The sequence below is a fragment of the Cellulosimicrobium sp. E-16 genome, assembly GCF_049913115.1.
Classification (GTDB): Bacteria; Actinomycetota; Actinomycetes; order Actinomycetales; family Cellulomonadaceae; genus Cellulosimicrobium.
In genome coordinates, this window is record NZ_CP183974.1 from 3,277,514 (window position 1) to 3,292,098 (window position 14,585).

Consider the following 14,585-nt stretch of genomic DNA (forward strand, 5'->3'; position numbering starts at 1 on the left):
CACGGTGACCGGCCGCCGTCGACTGTGGCGCGGGTGCGTCAGTACAGGCTGATCGCGAGGCGCTGGCGGGCCTTGCCGACGCGGGGGTCGGTGGGGCCGACGACCTCGAAGTAGTCGAGGAGCCGCACGCGGAGCTTTTCCTTGGCGTCGGCGTCGGCTCCGGGCAGCATCTCCAGCAGCCGGCCGAGCGCGTCGTCGACGTGGCCGCCGAGGATGTCGAGGTCGGCGATGGCGAGCTGGGCCTCGACGTCCTGCGGTGCGTCGGCGGCCGCGGCGCGGACCGTCGCGAGGTCGGCGTCGCGCGTGCGCTGGAGGAGGCGGACCTGCGCGAGCCCGGCGACGGCGAGCGCGTCGCGCGGGTCCTGCTTGATCGCCTTCTCGTACGCCGCGACGGCTGCCTCGAGGTCGTCGCGCTCGATCGCGTCGTACGCCTCCTGGTGCAGCGGCGGGAGCTCGGGCTCGGCCTCCGGGGCCGGCTCGGCGGGCACCGGCTCGCCGTCGCCACCCTGTGACGGCGCGCGGCCGGTGACGCCGTTCGCCTCGGCCGCCTCGAGCACCTGGTCGATCACGGACCGCACCTGCTCCACGGGCGCAGCGCCCTGGAACAGCGGCACCGGCTGGCCCTGGAGGACGGCGACGACGGTCGGGACGCCCTGGACCTGGAACGCGGCGGTGATCTGCGGGTACGCCTGGGCGTCGACGCGGGCCAGGAGGAAGCGGCCCGCGTACTCGTCGGCGAGCGCGCCGAGGTCCGTGCCGAGCTGGGCGTTCGCCTGGTCGGTCGGGATCCAGAGCAGGACGACGACCGGGTACTGCGTCGAGTCCTGGACGAGCTGGCCGAACGTCTCGTCCGTGACGTCGACGACGTAGCCGCCGGCCGCCGGCGCGCCACCCTCCTCGCCCGGCGGAGGGGACTGCGGCCTGGTCAGCGCGGACAGGTCGACCGCTCCGCGCACGTCGAACGCGGGCTGCTGGGTAGGTTCGCTCATGGACGCAATCCTAGGGAGGGTCAGCTGTTGGCGACGGACGTGGCGACGTGCTCGTTGCCCACGACGCGGATCTTCTCCTCCGACCCGGCGGGCGGGACGTAGAGCGCGACGACGTCCTGGTACCCGACCTTGAGCACGTTCGTCGGGGTCTTGTCGCCATAGAGCGCCTTGATCGTCTCGGTGTCGGGCGGGACCTGAGCCCCCTCCTCCGCCGTCATCGACTCCTGCGACGTCATGGCTCCCACCACGAGCGCGCCGCCGTCCGCGGTGCGGACCGAGCGGACCGGCTCGTCGGCGTTGGGCGTGAACGTCAGCGCGTACTTGCCGGCCGCGGGCTCGAGCGCCGTGGTCCAGGCCTGGGCGCGCTCGGCGAGCAGCGTCCGGAAGGAGTCGTCCTCGAACGCCTCGACGTAGCCGGAGCCCGTCCCCAGGTTGAGCACGTCGGCGTACTGCGCGACGGCGTCCGTGGGCGTGACGAGGAGGCTCGAGTCGTCGGGTGCGACGGCCTCGCTCCCGATGCTCGGGTCCGCGAAGCTCGGCATCGTCACGCCGGGGAGCAGCCGGACCCACGCCCAGAGCTGGTAGGGATCCCGCGCGCCGGCCTGCTCGAGCACGGACAGGCGAGGTGTCTGGAGGCTCTCGGGCTGGACGCTCACGGCGTAGGAGGTGCGCGGCCAGGTCTGCGTCGTCGGGATGACGACCTGCTGGGCCTCGGTCGGCAGCTCGGTCACGAGGTCCGCGTTGCCGCGCGCGGCCGCGACGGCGAGCTGGCTCGTGCGGATGGCGAGGGCCGGGCCGGTGACGCGGCCCTCGAGCTGCTTGGGGTCGTTCGCCTCGCTCGCCGCGGCGAGAGCCGACGCGACCGCGTCCAGCACCACGGTCTCCTGCGCCTCGGAGAGGACGGGAGGGGCCGGGTCCTGGGTCGGGTCGGGCTGCGCCGTCGGCAGCGGGGCGGAGCAGGCGGCGAGCAGGAGCGCGCCGACCAGACCGCCGGCCACCCCGGCGAGGTGACGGCGCGCGCCGCGGAGGCGTGCCGTGTCGCGGGTGGTGCTGATCATCGGGTGCTGTCCTTCGTCTCGTCCGTGTCGCGCTGCGGGTCGGGCGCCTCGCCCGTCCCCGTGCTGCCCGGGGTGAATCCCCACGCCCGACGCCAGGCGTCGGCACGGGTCGTGGCGCTGTCCTGGGTGGTCGGGTGCCCGTCCGCCGCGTCGACGGCCGGCTGCGCCGCGGTCTTGGGCCGGCGCTCGCCCCGCGCGACGATCGGGATCTGGCCCGTGAGCCACGCGCGCCGCGGCTTCTGGGCGCGGGCCTGCTGCTGGGCGAGGCGGTCCGCCTCCTCGCGCTCGCGCAGCTCGCGCCGCGTGAGCATGCGCACCTGCGCGGTGTCGGTCGGCGCCTCACCACCGTCCTCACCGGGGTCCCGCTCGCCCGTCGGCGTCTGGGGGGAGGCCGCCGGTCCGACCGCGGGGGTGGCCGACGTGGCGGTGCCGCGTCCCGACGGCCCGCGGCGCTTGGGCCGCAGGCTCGCGGCGCCGATGCCGAGGCCCAGGAGGATGAGGACCGCACCGCCGATCACGCCGGGCCACAGGAACGGGGTCTCGACCTGGCGCGGCCAGGAGAGCTCGAGCGTCGGGGCGACGGCACCCTCCCCGACGCCGGCCACGAGAAGCTGCCAGCGGCCGGGCTGGTCGGACCAGCGCAGGCTCGCCGAGCCCGCGCCCGTCGACTCCTCGAACCACATGTCCGACCCGGCGGGGTCGACGCCGACGACGGCCGCCTCAGCCGGCGTCTCGCCCTCCGCGGCCTCACCGTCAGCGGGGGTCTCCCCCTCGGCGGCCTCACCGTCGGCGGGCGTCTCGCCCTCGGCGGGAGCCTCCTCGGCCGGGGTCTCTCCCTCGGCGGGGCTCTCGCCCTCCGCGGGTGTCTCGCCCTCGGCAGGCTCCTCCGCGGCGGCCGGCTCGGCCGCACGGGTCGCGAGCGCGTCCCAGTCACTGAGCCCGGTGACCACGCCGTGGGCGTCCTCCCCGACCCAGCCGGTCACGTCGACCTCGCGCCCGATCGCGAGGGTGACCTGCTGCTCGCCCGGTGCCGTGGCACGGATCGTCACGTCCTCGGCCACGAGGTCCAGGACCCCGGGCTCGGTGACGAGCATGGTGCCGTCCCCCGTGTAGGCGGTGGTCGCCACGACCGTGTCGCTGTCCCGCCACACCGTGGCGGACGCGACGCCGAGGCCGACGGCCACCAGCCCTCCCACGAGCAGGAGGGCGGCGATGATTCGTTGCAGCACCGAGCTTCCCTTCGTCGATCGACGTTCCAGAATAGGTGCGAAACCCCTCGTAGATCGACCGCGGGGGATCGGGCGCGGATCCTCACGATCCGTTCACGAGGCCCTCTCCCCACGGTCCCACGCTCGTCAGCCGACCTTCAGGGAGGGCGCGCGCGACGCCGCCGGACCAGCCTGCCGCCTCGCCCTGTGCCGTCCGTCCCGCAGCACTGCGACCATCGTCTCACCTGCTCCAATCCGGGTATTCAGGACAGCCCGATCCCCGTATCCTGGTCGGAGCACGGCGGGGCCGTGGCACGACCGCCGCGCCCTCCCTCCTCGCGAGGGACGCCGCCCGGCGGCGGACGCCGCGACGAACCAGCACCGGAGGTCATCGACGTGTCCGACGAGCGCACGCTCTTCCCCATCACGATGCGCGGGTACGACCGCGTCCAGGTCGAGGCCCAGCTCGCGAAGCTGGAGAAGGCCGTGGAGGACGCGCGCTCGCGCGTCGAGGCCGCGGACGCCCGCGCCATGCAGCTCACGAGCGAGCTCTCCGACGCGCAGCGGCAGCTCCGCGAGGCGGAACGCCCCTCGTACGCCGGCCTCGGCTCCCGCATCGAGCAGCTCATGCGGTCGGCCGAGGAGCAGTCCGCGGACATCCTCTCCCAGGCGAACGCGCAGGCCGCCGACATCATGGCGCGCGCCAAGCTCTCGGCCGGGCAGGTGCGCTCGCGCGCCGAGAACGAGGTCGCCGAGCTCCTCAACAGCGCGCGGCTCGAGTCCGAGGAGATCCGCGCCACGAGCGCGTCGGAGGCCGAGGGCACGCTGCTCAGCGCCCAGCGCCGGGCCGAGGAGTTCGTCGGCTCCGCCGAGCGCGAGGCCGCGCGTATCCAGAGCGCCATCGCCACCGAGGAGAGCGAGCGCCGCGCGTCGCTCGAGCGCGAGCTCGGGACGCTGAAGGCGACGGCAGAGCGTGAGACGACGGAGCTGCGCGTCACCACCGAGCGCGAGGCCGCAGAGCTGCGTGCCCGCGTCGCGGCGGAGACCGCCGCCCAGCGCGAGTCCGCCGAGCGCGAGTCCGCCGAGCTCCTGGAGAACGCGCGCCGTGAGGCGCAGCGTCAGGTCGACGAGGCGCAGCGCAAGGCGACCGAGGCCGCCAACGCGGTCACGTCGGAGATGGAGGAGCTGCGCGACAAGGCCCGCACCGCGCTCGCCGACGCCGAGCTCGAGGTCGTGCGTCGCCGCGAGGAGGCGGAGCGCGAGAACGCGGAGCGGCACGCCGCCGCCAAGGCCGAGACGGAGAAGCTCGTCTCGACGGCCGAGGAGCACGCGGCGGAGGCCGAGAAGCGCGTCGCGCTCGCGCTGGAGCAGGCCGAGAAGGTGCGCCGGGAGTCCGACTCGTACGTCAAGGACCTCATGTCCACGGCCCGTCGCAACGCCGACCAGATCGTCGCCGAGGCGCGGTCGTTCGCGGACCAGACGGTCAGTGACGCGAAGGCGGAGGCCGAGCAGCAGCGCAACGTGGCCCAGCGCCAGCTCGAGGACCTCACGCGTCAGCACGACTCGATCAACACCTACCTCGACGAGCTGCGGGGGCTCCTCGGCGGCGAGGCCGAGGCCGCGAAGGCCGCTCCCGCCAAGAAGGCGGCGGTGCCCGCGGGCACGCCCGCACAGCAGGCGCGCGCGGCGACGCTCATGACGGCGGAGTTCCCGGTCGTCGCCGAGGAGCCGACCCCGAAGGGCGGGTCGGGCGCCTCGACGAAGCGTGGCTCCGCCGGTCAGGCGGACGCCGAGGCCGAGGCCGAGTCCGACGCCCCCGCGCCGGCCTGACCGGTGTCCTCCGCGGACCCGTCGGGCCGCACCGGGTCCGCTGCCGACGACTGGCGTCGGCAGCGGACCGAGGCCGCGACGCACCAGCAGCGCGAGCTCGACCGCCAGCGCGCGCGGGAGACCGCAGCGGCACGCGCGCTCCTCGCCGAGTTCGTGGCGCGCGCTCGTGAGCGCGGCCTCGCGCCCGAGCCGCTGCGTGCCCGCTCGTTCGACGGCAGCGCCACCTACCGGACCTCGCTCAAGGGCTGGTACCTGCGCCGCAACCGCAGCGTCGCCGTCGGCGAGGACGGGGAGTTCTACGTCCTCGGGGTGCCCGGCACCGTGCTGGGGCGGCTGCGCGGGGTGGACGTCGAGCCGTCGGACCCGCCGCTCGTGCTGGGCAAGGGCGGGCGGGACGGCGAGTCGATCGACCTCGCGGACGCGCTCGCGCTGGTGCTCGACGGGCGCTGACCGACGGCGGCGGTGGCACGTCGGGGACGGCCCGCCCGGTCAGGCCGCGGCGCGGGCCAGGAGGTCGGCCAGGGCGTCCGCGACGGCCGCCGGGTCCTCGATCGCGCTCATGTGCCCGGCACCGGGCACGAGGACCAGCTGCGCGGCGGGCGCGGCGTCGGCCATGTGCTCCGCCTCGGCCGCGGGCGTGAGCGCGTCCTCCTCCCCCACGACGACGGCCACCGGGCCGGCGAACCCCTCGAGCACGTGGGTGCGGTCCGGCCGGGCCGCCATCGCGCGCTGCGACCACGCGACGCCGTCGGGCCGCTGGCCGCGGATCCACTCCTCGAGCCGCGCGGTGAGGTGCTTGCGCGCGGCCTTGCTCGTCTCGCCGAGCATCACGCCCGGCATGCCGAGGACGGCGTCGACGGTCTGGGACCGCGCGACGTCGTCCGCGATGCGCAGCCTGTTGGCGGCGGCCTCGGCGGTGTCGGCGGTCGACTTGGTGTCCACGAGCCCGAGGCCGGCGACCAGGTCGGGGTGCCGCTCCGCGAGCGCGAGGGCGACGTAGCCGCCCATCGACAGCCCCGCGACGACCGCGCGCGTGATCCCCGCCGCGGTGAGCGCGGCGGCGGTGGCGTCGGCGGAGGCGTCGATCGACGGCGGACCACCTGCGAGCGGGCTCGCGCCGAGCCCCGGGAGGTCGACGGCGACGACGGTGGGCTCGCCCGGCAGCGCGGCCGCGACGTCGGCCCACATGCGGTGGTCCAGCGGGAAGCCGTGCAGCAGCACGAGCGGGGTCCCGTACCCCTCGCGCAGCGTGAAGGTCTCGAGCGGGGCCGTCGTCACGTCGTCCTCCTCAGGTCGTGCTTCCGTGGTCGTCAGGTCTCGTCCCACCGTGCCACGGCCGCGACCGTCCCGCCGGGGCTGTCAGTCGTCGAGGCCGTCCGACCGGCTCGCGTCGTAGCTCGCCTGGTCGGAGTCGGCCGTGTCGCGCTCGGCCGTCACGGCCCCGGTCCCGTCGCCGGACCACTCGGTCGGCAGCGGCAGCGGGAACCCGGGGCGGACGTGGCCCACGATCTCGTCGAGCACGCGCCGCACGGACGGCTCCCCCACCCACAGGTGCTTGGCGCCGTCGACGCCGATCACCTCGGCGTTGCGCACGCGCGCGAAGCGTCGGCGCGCCTCGTCAGGGCGCAGGTAGTCGTCGAGCTCGGGGACGAGCACCACGAGCGGCTTGCCGAACGCGTCCCACCGGTCGAGGTCCTCGTCCGTCGCGCGGTGCAGCGGCGGCGACAGCAGGATCGCGCCCTCCACGGCCGGGTCGGTCCCGTGCTTGAGCGCGAGCTCGGTCCCGAACGACCACCCGACGAGCCAGCGGTGCGGCAGGTCGCGGAACTCCGCGAGCTCGATGGCCGCGGCGACGTCGAAGCGCTCGGCCTCGCCGCCGTCGAACGACCCCTCGCTCGTCCCGCGCGGCGACGACGTCCCGCGCGTGTTGAACCGCAGCACCGCGAGGTCCGCCAGGGCAGGAAGGCGCCACGCCGCCTTCCGGTACACGTGCGAGTCCATGTAGCCGCCGTGCGTCGGCAGCGGGTGGAGGGTCACGAGCGTCGCGGCGGGGTCGCGGTCCGCGGGGAGCGCGAGCTCGCCGACGAGCGTCAGCCCGTCCGCCGTGTGCAGCTCGACGTCCTCGCGCCGCGCGGGCAGGACCGTCAGGGACCGGATGGGGGTCGGACCGGCCGGTGCGTCGGCTCCGGCGGGCGTGGGATCGGGTGCGGTGCTCATCGTGCCCGAGCCTAAAGCCTGCCGAACAACTACCTGCGGTCGAGTCGTCGGAACAGTAGGCGGATCTGGGAGAGGGGGGGCTGCTGCACGGACCTGTGACATCTCAGATCGCTTGCTCGCCGAGCAGGCTGGAAGGATGTTGCTGTGCCCAAGCCCTATCCCCGTGAGTTTCGTGAGGACGTCGTCCGGGTCGCCCGGAACCGTGGTCCCGGTGTGACGCTGGCACAGATCGCCCAGGACTTCGGGGTCCATGAGATGACGATCACGAAGTGGTTGCGTGCCGCCGATGTCGAGGACGGCGTGAAGCCCGGCGTCACCTCGGAGCACGCACGGGAGTTGCGTGAGGCTCGACGTCGGATTCGGTTGCTGGAGCAGGAGAACGAGGTCCTGCGGCGGGCGGCGGCGTACCTGTCCCAGGCTCAGCTGCCGGGAAAAGGCTCTACCCGCTCGTGAGAGAGCTCGCCGCGGCCGGTGCCCCGATCAGGGTGCCGGTCGCGGTGGCGTGCCGGGTGCTCAAGCTCCACCGCCAGCACTACTACGCCTGGCTCGCCCAGCCGGTCACCGGCGGCGAGCTCGAGGAGGCGTACCTCGCGAACGCGGTCTTCGATGCCCACCGTGAGGACCCCGAGTTCGGCTACCGGCTGCTGTTCGACGAGGTGAACGCGGCCGGGCACGAGGTCAGTGAGCGCACGGTGTGGAAGATCTGCTCGGCGAACCAGTGGTGGTGCGTGTTCGGAAAGAAGCGCCGCGGGAAGAATGGGCGGCCCGGCGCGCCCGCGCACGATGACCTGGTGCGTCGCGAGTTCACGGCGCCTGGCCCGAACCGGTTGTGGTTGACGGACATCACCGAGCATCCCACCGGCGAAGGCAAGGTCTACCTGTGTGCGGTCAAGGACGTGTGGTCGAACCGGATCGTGGGGTACTCCATCGCCGACCGCATGACGTCCCAGCTGGCCGTCGACGCCCTGGAATCGGCGGTCTCGCGCCGCGGGGTGCGCGTGGCCGGCTGCACCCTGCACTCGGACCGCGGCGGCCAGTTTCGAAGCCGAAAGCTGCAGCAGTCCCTCTGGCGCCACCAGATGCGCGGATCCATGGGCCAGGTCGGATCAGCCGGTGACAACGCCGCCATGGAGAGCTTCTTCAGCCTGCTTCAGCGCAACGTCCTGGACCGGCAGAGATGGACCAGCCGAGAGGAGTTGCGGATCGCGATCGTGACCTGGATCGAACGGACCTACCACCGTCGCCGACGCCAGGCCAGACTCGCACGATTGACCCCGATCGAGTTCGAGATCATCATGAGCCAGGCCGCCGACCAAGCTGCCTAACCAACTGTCACGGAATCGTGCAGCAGCCCCGGGCGACGAATGCTTCGTGGGCTGTCGCGGGCGACGAGACCGACATCCGCGGCGCGTGACCTGCGTGGTCATGTCGGTGGTGGTCGGTAGCTTGCTGGTCGTGGCCCGGCATACGACGTTCCAGTGGGTGATGGACCCCACCGTGGAACAGGCGCGCGCCCTGGCTCGCCACGAGGGCGCCGCGCGGTTCGCGTTCAACCAGGGACTGCGCCTGCATCTGAACGCCCGCCGAGCCTCCATGGCGCTCAAGGCGGCTGACGCGGGTGGCGATACCGCTGCGGTGCCGTGGACGGGGTTCGACCTGATCAACGCGTTCAACGCGTGGAAGCGTTCCGAGGCTGCCGGGCGCCGGTTCGTCGTCGACGCGGCCGGTGAAGCTAGCGTTGAGGTCACGGGGCTGGCCTGGCGGACGCTGGTGTCCGCGCAGGTGTTCGAGGAGGCCGTCGTCGACCTCGGCAAGGCGCTGAAGGCGTGGACCGACTCCCGGCGCGGTAAACGCGCCGGACGCGCCGTCGGGCACCCCAGGTTCAAGAAGAAGAACCACGAACGCGGCTCGTTCCGCATGCGCAACAAGACCTCCACGACGAAGTCGGGCGCGCGGGCCACGATCCGGCTCGGCGAGAACGGTGCACGCTCGGTGACCCTGCCCGGAATCGGCGCTATCAAGGTCCACGACGACACCCGACGACTGCGACGCATGCTCGACAAGGGCCGGGCACGGATCCTGTTCGCGACCGTCTCCCGCCGTGGTGGCCGGTGGCGCATCAGCGTGAACGTCGAAGCCGCCGACCTCCACCCCGGCGCCCAGCATCCTGTCCGCGATGACGTCGACCACAGCGGGTGGGCGGGCATGGATCGCGGGCTGCACGTACCCGTCGTGGCCGCCCTGGCCGATGGCACCCAGACCGTGCGCATCGACGCCGCACCCAAGGCGCTGCGTGCGGGCCAGCCCGTGACCCGGCGGCTGCAGAAGTCCGTGTCCCGCAAGGTCAAGGGCTCCGTCAACCGGCGGGCCGCCGTCAAGCGGCTGGCTCGTTACCACGAGCGAGTCCGCGCCCGCCGTCACCACTTCCTGCACCAGGTCTCGAACGCGTTGGTCAAGACCCACGACCGGCTCGTCATCGAAGATCTCAACATCACCGGCATGCTCGCCAACCACCACCTCGCCGCAGCCATCTCGGACGCGGCCTGGGGTGAGCTCGCCCGCCAGATCACCTACAAGATGGCCTGGCGCGGCGGACACGTCCTGACCGCGGACCGGTGGTTCGCGTCGTCGAAGACCTGCTCGGCGTGCGGAGACGTGAAGACCACACTCACCCTCGCCGAGCGGGTCTTCACCTGCGAGCAGTGCGGGCACACCATCGACCGCGACCTGAACGCCGCGGTCAACCTCGCCACCTGGGGGCTCAAGCACCACTCCCAGGTCCTGGACCCCGAAGCACGAGGCCAGGTCACCAACGCCCACCGACGGGAAGGCCCTGGCCCGCGCGCCCGCGCGAGTGAAACCAGCCCGGACGACGTGGGAACCCTCACCGCCACCGCGGCATAGGGACGTCCGAGAAGGACGCTGCCGACGGCCTCACCGAGGTTGTTCGACAGGCTTTAGTTCGTCCATCGCGGATCTCTACCGCGGTCGACGGCGCCCGCGCGCCTGCCAGCACGACGTGTGCCAGTGCCGGCGGTGCTCGAGCGCCGTCTCGGCGCCGAAGAACGAGTCCTCCTGCCACGCGACGACGTGGCCCGTCCCGGGCGGGATCTCCTGGTTGCACCCCGGGCACAGGTACGTCTTGGACCCGCCGCGCACGGTACGCACCTGCCACTCGCCGTCGGCCCCGGACTCGCGGCGCGCGCCGCCGAGTGCACGATCCAGGTCGAGGGGTGCGGGCTCCGCTCCCCAGGGTCGCTTGCGGGACGGTCGACGGGACGGCATGCGCCCATTCTCCCCCGGGCGCCGCGCTCGGGGTCGGCAGACGGGCGGGACGACGGACGGGTGCAGCGGCCAGGCCGGCAGCTCCCAGCGGGGGTCCAGGCAGGACCGCTAGAGTGTCCGCGCCGGTGCTGCACCCGGCACGCGGACGCGAGGCGGCCCCGACCCGGGACGCCGACGACCGCCGTCGTGCGGGTGCGGCCCAGACCCGACGGCCCCGCGCCGTCCCACCGACCGAAGGACCCCCCTCGTGAAGCACCGCACCCTGCGCGGCGTCGCCGCGCTCACCCTGGGCGCCGCCCTCGTCCTCTCCGGCTGCTCGTCGGAGGGCGGGTCCGGCGACGAGACGTCGCCGAGCCCGTCCGCGACCGATGGCGCGGACGCCGCGACGTCGGCGCCCGAGGACGTCGCGGCGCTCGAGGCCGTGACGGTCACCGGCGACCCGGGCGCCGAGCCCACCGTGGAGTTCGAGACGCCGTTCGAGGTGTCGGGCGCGGCCGCGATCTCGCTGAACGACGGTGACGGCGACGAGATCGCCAAGGGCCAGGAGGTCACGCTGCACCAGGCGGCGTACTCCGGGGCGGACGGCTCCAAGGTGGGGTCGACCTGGGTGGACGACTCGGCCCAGTCGGTCCCGCTCGACGACAGCGTGTACCCGCAGCTCATCGAGGTGCTCGTGGGCAAGAAGGTCGGGACCCGCTTCCTGTTCGCCGCGCCCGGTCAGGACGGCACGGCGATCCTCACCGTCGGCGAGGTCACGGCCGTCAAGGACGCCCCGGTCGCTCCCGACCCCGCGGACGTCCCCGACCGCGCCGAGGGCGAGGCCGTGACGCCCGCCGAGGGCCTGCCCGTCGTCACGCTCGACGACTCGGGCAAGCCGTCGATCGAGATCCCCGAGGGCTACACCGCGCCGACCGAGCTGGTCGTCCAGCCGCTCATCAAGGGCACCGGCCCCGAGGTCACCGAGGACCAGACCGTCATCGCGCACTACACCGGCTGGAAGCTCGACGGCGAGCAGTTCGACTCGTCGTGGGACCGCGGTGAGCCCTCGACCTTCCCGCTGAGCGGCGTCGTCGCCGGCTGGACCCAGGGCCTGTCCGGCCAGACCGTCGGGAGCCAGGTGCTGCTCGTCATCCCGCCGTCGCTCGGCTACGGCGAGAAGAGCGACGAGAACACGCACGAGCTCGCGGGTGAGACGCTCGTCTTCGTCGTGGACATCCTCGCGGCGTACTGACCCGGCAGCCCACGCCGCTCGACGAGGGCCGCACCCCGCTCGGGGTGCGGCCCTCGTCGCGTCGGTACGGGTTCACGGATCCGGGCCGTGGGTCCCGGGCCGCGGGGACCTGGACCGGCAGAGCCTGCCCGTCGCGCGACGTACGCTCGATCCATGACGGACGCCTCCACGACCCCGGTCCCCGCCGTGCCCGACGACGCCTCGTCGGCGAGCTCCGCAGTCCCGCCCGAGCGCGAGATCCTCACGTGGGAGACGTTCGGCGTCGCCGCGCGCGAGCTCGCCGAGCAGGTCGTGGCGAGCGGGTTCCGGCCCGAGGTCGTCGTCGCCGTCGCGCGCGGCGGGCTCCTGCCCGGCGGCGCGGTCGCGTATGCGCTGGGGACCAAGGGCGTCGGGACGCTCAACGTCGAGTTCTACACCGACATCGGCCAGACCCTCACGGACCCGCGCGTGCTCCCGCCGCTCATGGACACCTCCGACCTGCCGGGCGCGCACGTGCTCGTGGTCGACGACGTCGCGGACTCGGGCCGCACGCTCGCCCTGGTCATGGAGATGCTGAGCACGCACGGCGCCGAGGCGCGGTCCGCGGTGCTCTACACCAAGCCGCGCACGATCATCCAGCCGGACTACTCGTGGAAGGACACCGACCTCTGGATCACCTTCCCGTGGTCGGCCGACCCGCCCGTCGCGGGCGCGCAGCCCCGCCCGAACGACTGAGCCGCCGGCCGTCGTCGGTCAGCGTGCCCGGAAGGGGGCCAGCGTCGCCCGGACGGCGTCCGCCGCGCCCCAGTCGGGCTCGAACTGGGCGATGACGGCCAGGTGCTGCCGGAGCTGGACGACGGGCAGTCGCTCACGCCAGTCGTCGTCGAGGTCTGTGAGCTCCGCGTAGAGCCCGAAGAAGGCGCCGGCCTCGGGCGGGGGCGCGGTCGTCCACACGTGGGCCAGGTCGACCTCCGCCCACGTGTAGGAGACGGCCGGGTCGATGAGCGCCGGACGGCCGTCGGCGGTCGCCATGACGTTCGACGCCCACAGGTCGCCGTGCGTCAGGCAGGCCGGTCCTCCCGGCAGCACCTCCGGGAGCCGAGCGCACAGGCGCTCGAGCGCCGCACGGTCCGCGGCGTCGAGCGCGGCGTGGACACGGGGTTCGTCGAGCCAGCGCAGCAGCCGGTGCTGCGCGAAGAACTCGAACCCGTCCTCCGTCCAGGTGTTCACCTGCCGACGGCGACCGAGCCAGCCGTCCTGGTGCCACCCGAAGCGCTCGCTCCGCGTCGTGGTGTGCACGTGCGCGAGCGAGCGGGCGAGCTCCTCCCAGAAGACCGGTGTCGAGGGCCGCGGAGCGAGCGTCGACAGCACGAGCAGGTCTGGGCTGGCGTGAACCACCTCGGGGGTCTCCAGTCCGGCGGCGCGGAGCGCAGCCAGACCCTCGGCCTCGACGGTGAAGACGTCGTCACCGGGCGCGGCGGCGGCGAACGCCTTGACGAACAGCGGCTCTCCGTCGGTCCGCCGCGCCAGCCCGGCGGTCGCGGCGAGCCCACCGCTCACCGGCTCGACGGAGGTCACGTCGTCGAGACCCGCGGCGCGCAGCCGCTCCCTGAGCATGTCCATGCCGGGACTCTGCCAGACGCCGAGGGCCCGGACCCGCGTTTTGCGGGTCCAGGCCCTCGGGGGAACTGACGACGGTCAGAAGTCCCAGTCGTCGTCTTCGGTGTTGACGGCCTTGCCGATGACGTACGACGAGCCGGAACCGGAGAAGAAGTCGTGGTTCTCGTCGGCGTTCGGCGAGAGCGCCGAGAGGATCGCCGGGTTGACGTCGGTCTCGTCCTTGGGGAAGAGCGCCTCGTAGCCGAGGTTCATGAGCGCCTTGTTGGCGTTGTACCGCAGGAACTTCTTGACGTCCTCGGTGAGCCCGACGCCGTCGTAGAGGTCCTCCGTGTACTGCACCTCGTTGTCGTACAGCTCGAAGAGCAGCTCGAACGTGTACGCCTTGAGCTCGTCGCGCTCCTCCGGGGAGAGCTTCTCGAGGCCCTTCTGGAACTTGTAGCCGATGTAGTACCCGTGCACGGCCTCGTCGCGGATGATGAGGCGGATGAGGTCGGCCGTGTTCGTCAGCTTGGCGCGCGACGACCAGTACATCGGCAGGTAGAAGCCGGAGTAGAAGAGGAACGACTCGAGCAGCGTGCTCGCGACCTTGCGCTTGAGCGGCGAGTCGCCCTTGTAGTACTCCATGACGATCTCGGCCTTGCGCTGGAGGTTCGGGTTCTCCTCCGACCAGCGGAACGCGTCGTCGATCTCGCGCGTCGAGCACAGCGTCGAGAAGATCGACGAGTAGCTCTTGGCGTGCACCGACTCCATGAACGCGATGTTGGTGTACACCGCCTCCTCGTGCGGCGTGATCGCATCCGGGATGAGCGACACCGCGCCGACCGTGCCCTGGATCGTGTCGAGCAGCGTCAGGCCGGTGAACACGCGCATCGTGAGCTGCTGCTCCTCCGCCGTGAGCGTGTGCCACGACTGGATGTCGTTCGACACCGGCACCTTCTCGGGCAGCCAGAAGTTCCCCACGAGGCGGTCCCACACCTCGAGGTCCTTCTCGTCCTCGAGACGGTTCCAGTTGATCGCGCTGACGCGATCGATGAGCTTGAGCTTCCCCGTGGGCGACATCTGCCTTCTTCTCTCCTGCTGACCCCGGACCGACCGGGACGACTTCGTGGGACCGGACCCTGCGCCGTCGGCCACGCCTCTCCAGGACGTGGCCGACGGCGCCGGGCAT

14 protein-coding genes are annotated in these 14,585 nt (G+C 73.0%); 6 read left to right on the plus strand and 8 right to left on the minus strand.

The genetic code is table 11. From position 1 onward, the window contains the following. Positions 1-38: 38 nt before the first annotated feature. The 3 genes from ACN9MS_RS14425 to ACN9MS_RS14435 are packed head-to-tail and all read right to left on the minus strand — an operon-like array spanning position 39 to position 3,276. Complete coding sequence (locus ACN9MS_RS14425) at positions 39-989, minus strand: tetratricopeptide repeat protein (RefSeq protein WP_426309207.1); 951 nt, start codon at positions 987-989, stop codon at positions 39-41. A 20-nt stretch (positions 990-1,009) separates the two neighbouring features. Continuing rightward, a complete protein-coding gene (locus ACN9MS_RS14430; RefSeq protein ID WP_426309208.1) occupies positions 1,010-2,047 on the minus strand; it encodes a hypothetical protein in 1,038 nt (345 codons plus the stop codon). Next, positions 2,044-3,276, minus strand: coding sequence for a hypothetical protein (locus ACN9MS_RS14435; protein WP_426309209.1), 1,233 nt, complete (start codon positions 3,274-3,276; stop codon positions 2,044-2,046). The genes ACN9MS_RS14430 and ACN9MS_RS14435 overlap by 4 nt, the downstream gene beginning before the upstream one ends. Before the next feature lie 375 nt (positions 3,277-3,651). Between ACN9MS_RS14435 and ACN9MS_RS14440 the strand changes: the two genes are divergently transcribed. Further along, positions 3,652-5,085, plus strand: a complete 1,434-nt coding sequence (locus ACN9MS_RS14440) for a hypothetical protein (protein WP_426309210.1) — start codon at positions 3,652-3,654, stop codon at positions 5,083-5,085. A 3-nt stretch (positions 5,086-5,088) separates the two neighbouring features. Continuing rightward, positions 5,089-5,535, plus strand: coding sequence for a hypothetical protein (locus ACN9MS_RS14445; RefSeq protein ID WP_426309211.1), 447 nt, complete (start codon positions 5,089-5,091; stop codon positions 5,533-5,535). Positions 5,536-5,574: 39 nt separating this feature from the next. On the opposite strand, the gene ACN9MS_RS14450 is transcribed toward ACN9MS_RS14445, so the two are convergent. Both ACN9MS_RS14450 and ACN9MS_RS14455 read right to left on the minus strand, forming a co-directional pair. Beyond that, positions 5,575-6,363 carry an alpha/beta fold hydrolase gene (locus ACN9MS_RS14450; protein WP_426309212.1) on the minus strand — a complete coding sequence of 263 codons (789 nt, stop codon included), beginning with the start codon at positions 6,361-6,363 and terminating at the stop codon, positions 5,575-5,577. An 81-nt stretch (positions 6,364-6,444) separates the two neighbouring features. Then, positions 6,445-7,302, minus strand: a complete 858-nt coding sequence (locus ACN9MS_RS14455) for an alpha/beta hydrolase (RefSeq protein ID WP_426309213.1) — start codon at positions 7,300-7,302, stop codon at positions 6,445-6,447. Positions 7,303-7,446: 144 nt separating this feature from the next. Here ACN9MS_RS14455 and ACN9MS_RS14460 point away from each other — a divergent pair. After that, positions 7,447-8,627 (plus strand): IS3 family transposase gene (locus tag ACN9MS_RS14460; RefSeq protein ID WP_426308663.1). Its coding sequence is split into 2 segments (ribosomal slippage): positions 7,447-7,731 and positions 7,734-8,627, totalling 1,179 coding nucleotides; the frame shifts between segments, so codons are not numbered across the junction. Between the two features lie 85 nt (positions 8,628-8,712). Next, positions 8,713-10,206 carry an RNA-guided endonuclease InsQ/TnpB family protein gene (locus tag ACN9MS_RS14465; protein WP_426309214.1) on the plus strand — a complete coding sequence of 498 codons (1,494 nt, stop codon included), beginning with the start codon at positions 8,713-8,715 and terminating at the stop codon, positions 10,204-10,206. 75 nt (positions 10,207-10,281) lie between these two features. Here the strand turns inward: ACN9MS_RS14465 and ACN9MS_RS14470 are convergent, their stop codons facing one another. After that, complete coding sequence (locus tag ACN9MS_RS14470; RefSeq protein WP_426309215.1) at positions 10,282-10,587, minus strand: hypothetical protein; 306 nt, start codon at positions 10,585-10,587, stop codon at positions 10,282-10,284. A gap of 247 nt (positions 10,588-10,834) precedes the next feature. On the opposite strand from ACN9MS_RS14470, the gene ACN9MS_RS14475 reads away from it, so the two are divergent. Continuing rightward, positions 10,835-11,818 (plus strand): FKBP-type peptidyl-prolyl cis-trans isomerase, encoded by a 984-nt coding sequence (locus tag ACN9MS_RS14475; RefSeq protein ID WP_426309216.1) that lies wholly within the window; start codon positions 10,835-10,837, stop codon positions 11,816-11,818. 153 nt (positions 11,819-11,971) lie between these two features. Continuing rightward, positions 11,972-12,532, plus strand: a complete 561-nt coding sequence (locus ACN9MS_RS14480) for a phosphoribosyltransferase (protein WP_426309217.1) — start codon at positions 11,972-11,974, stop codon at positions 12,530-12,532. Between the two features lie 18 nt (positions 12,533-12,550). On the opposite strand, the gene ACN9MS_RS14485 is transcribed toward ACN9MS_RS14480, so the two are convergent. Together ACN9MS_RS14485 and nrdF are read right to left on the minus strand one after the other, a co-directional pair. Then, complete coding sequence (locus tag ACN9MS_RS14485; RefSeq protein WP_426309218.1) at positions 12,551-13,420, minus strand: fructosamine kinase family protein; 870 nt, start codon at positions 13,418-13,420, stop codon at positions 12,551-12,553. 75 nt (positions 13,421-13,495) lie between these two features. Next, positions 13,496-14,476, minus strand: coding sequence for a class 1b ribonucleoside-diphosphate reductase subunit beta (gene nrdF, locus ACN9MS_RS14490; RefSeq protein WP_047232915.1), 981 nt, complete (start codon positions 14,474-14,476; stop codon positions 13,496-13,498). Between the last annotated feature and the right edge of the window lie 109 nt (positions 14,477-14,585).

Coding starts and splice junctions, on each gene's coding strand:
- ACN9MS_RS14425 (WP_426309207.1), bottom strand. CDS start 989: ATGAGCGAACCTACCCAGCAGCCCGCGTTCGACGTGCGCGGAGCGGTC.
- ACN9MS_RS14430 (WP_426309208.1), bottom strand. CDS start 2,047: ATGATCAGCACCACCCGCGACACGGCACGCCTCCGCGGCGCGCGCCGT.
- ACN9MS_RS14455 (WP_426309213.1), bottom strand. CDS start 7,302: ATGAGCACCGCACCCGATCCCACGCCCGCCGGAGCCGACGCACCGGCC.
- ACN9MS_RS14470 (WP_426309215.1), bottom strand. CDS start 10,587: ATGCCGTCCCGTCGACCGTCCCGCAAGCGACCCTGGGGAGCGGAGCCC.
- ACN9MS_RS14480 (WP_426309217.1), top strand. CDS start 11,972: ATGACGGACGCCTCCACGACCCCGGTCCCCGCCGTGCCCGACGACGCC.
- ACN9MS_RS14485 (WP_426309218.1), bottom strand. CDS start 13,420: ATGGACATGCTCAGGGAGCGGCTGCGCGCCGCGGGTCTCGACGACGTG.
- nrdF (WP_047232915.1), bottom strand. CDS start 14,476: ATGTCGCCCACGGGGAAGCTCAAGCTCATCGATCGCGTCAGCGCGATC.